This window comes from Thomasclavelia sp., assembly GCF_047249845.1.
Lineage (GTDB): Bacteria > Bacillota_I > Bacilli_A > Erysipelotrichales > Coprobacillaceae > Thomasclavelia.
On the sequence record NZ_JBKTWO010000139.1, the window covers coordinates 1 to 2,106 of the forward strand.

Consider the following 2,106-nt stretch of genomic DNA (forward strand, 5'->3'; position numbering starts at 1 on the left):
TCCATAGAGAAAGACAATGTAAAACTGTTACAGTTTTTGAAAAAATAACTAACATTTAAGGTAGAATATTATAATGGGAGTAAATATAAGGGATGTGTTTATTTTAGTATAAGAAGTCAGTGAATACATTTTCTTTTGAAAGGAGAAAGACATGGTAGAATTTAAATTTGATACACAATTATTGATTGAAGGACAGAATCTAAATGAAGATCAGATTAATGATTATATAACTAATCATTTTAAAGGAGATTGCTTATTAGCAGTTGGTGATGAGGAATTAATTAAAATTCATTATCATACTAATGAACCTTGGCTAATTCTGGAATATGCAGCAACACTTGGAGAGATCTATGATGTTGTCGTGGAAAATATGGAAAGACAGGCTAATGGTTTAAAAGGTTAGGGGGAATAAGTTGTGGATATTCAAGTTATATTAATGCAGATTATTCAGTTATTTTTGGTTATAGCGTTAGGATATTTTTTATTTAAAATGAAATTATTTGATGTTGATTTGAATAAGAAGTTAACATCAATATTATTAACAGTGACAACACCGGCTATGATTGTGTCATCTGTTTTATCTACAACTGTTACTCAAGGGTTAAGTGATATATTTTTTGTTTTTATATTAGGCTTTGCTATTTATTTCATTATGCCTATTTTGGGCTTTTTCATTGTTAAAGTTTTAAGAATTCCTTTGCCACAACAGGGACTCTATATCTTTATGACAGTTTTTTCAAATATTGGTTTTATGGGATTTCCAGTTATGAAAGCGATATTTGGTTATGAAGCAGTGTTTTTTACAGCTATCTTCAATATGATTTTTAATTTATTTGTTTTTACAGTAGGCGTTGTGATTATGAATTATGGGACAGGCCATAAAGTGAAATTGAATCCTAAGAACTTATTGTCTCCTGGTGTTATAGCTTCACTGGTTGCCTTATTCATTTATTTTACAGGCATAAAGTTACCTGATGTTTTATCTTCAACAATTACAATGATTGGAGATATTACAACCCCAATGGCAATGCTATTAATTGGGTCAACACTTGCTACAATTCCAATTAAGGAAGTGTTTACTGAATTTAAGATATATCCTTATACAATGATTAAACAAATTATTGTTCCAGTTATTGCTTATCCTCTTTTAAAATTGGTTGTTGGAGATCCACTTATTTTGGGAATTGCTTTAATTATGATATCTATGCCAGTTGCTAATAGTGCAGTTTTGTTTGCTACAGAATATGATGGAGATATTTCTCTTGCTGCTAAAACAGTTTTTATGACGACTTTATTGTCAGTTGTGACTATACCATTGATAGTTGCTTTATTTCTTGTGTGATAAGTCAATGCTGTTTTTCATTGAAAGGAATGTTTGAAGTTATTATTTCATAGATAAAAACAAGTTATCAAAACTCAAAACTTGTTTTCGTTGACAATTTATTGAAAATATGGATATAATAATTGAGGATAATTCATTTTATGCCCAGAAATGAGGCGTTTTTTTATGCAAAAAAATTATGATGTTATCATTGTTGGTGCTGGACCAGCAGGAATTATGACAAGTTATGAATTGTATTTAAAGAATCCAGAATTAAAAGTTCTTTTGATTGATAAAGGTCATGATGTTATGTATCGCCATTGTCCAATCAAAGATAAGAAAATCAAGAGCTGTCCACAAATCAAAGAACATGAGCCTGGGTGTTTACCAGCATGTTCAATTACTTCAGGATTTGGTGGAGCGGGGGCTTATTCTGATGGAAAATTTAATATTACAAGTGAATTTGGTGGTTGGCTGACTGACTATTTAGATAATCAGGAAGTTGAAAATGTTATTCATTATGTTGATGAATTGTATTTAAAACATGGGGCAACTCATGACATTACTGATCCAACAACTGATAAAATTAAGGATATTGAAAGAAGAGGTTATGCAGTAGGATTAAAGCTTCTTCGTGCAAAAGTCAGACATCTTGGAACAGAAGAGAATTTAAGAATTATGACTGAAATGTCAAATGAATTAAAAGAACATATAGATACAGCTTATAAAACTGCTGTGAAGGATATTATTGTAGAAAATAATCGTGCCAAAGGTATTGTTTTAGA

The 2,106-nt window shown here is 30.2% G+C and carries 3 protein-coding genes; all 3 read left to right on the plus strand.

The window, feature by feature from the left end; genetic code table 11:
• Positions 1 to 151: 151 nt before the first annotated feature.
• Positions 152 to 403 carry a hypothetical protein gene (locus ACLR9T_RS14050; protein ID WP_008790695.1) on the plus strand — a complete coding sequence of 84 codons (252 nt, stop codon included), beginning with the start codon at positions 152 to 154 and terminating at the stop codon, positions 401 to 403.
• A 12-nt stretch (positions 404 to 415) separates the two neighbouring features.
• On the plus strand, positions 416 to 1,342 hold the full coding sequence (locus ACLR9T_RS14055) for an AEC family transporter (protein WP_413110104.1): 927 nt from the start codon (positions 416 to 418) through the stop codon (positions 1,340 to 1,342).
• A gap of 165 nt (positions 1,343 to 1,507) precedes the next feature.
• Positions 1,508 to 2,106: FAD-dependent oxidoreductase (locus ACLR9T_RS14060; RefSeq protein WP_413110105.1), on the plus strand; the 599-nt coding region annotated here is incomplete at its 3' end.

What these genes read in the sequence shown, in the direction of transcription:
- ACLR9T_RS14050 (WP_008790695.1), top strand. Translation starts at nt 152, where the DNA reads ATGGTAGAATTTAAATTTGATACACAATTATTGATTGAAGGACAGAAT.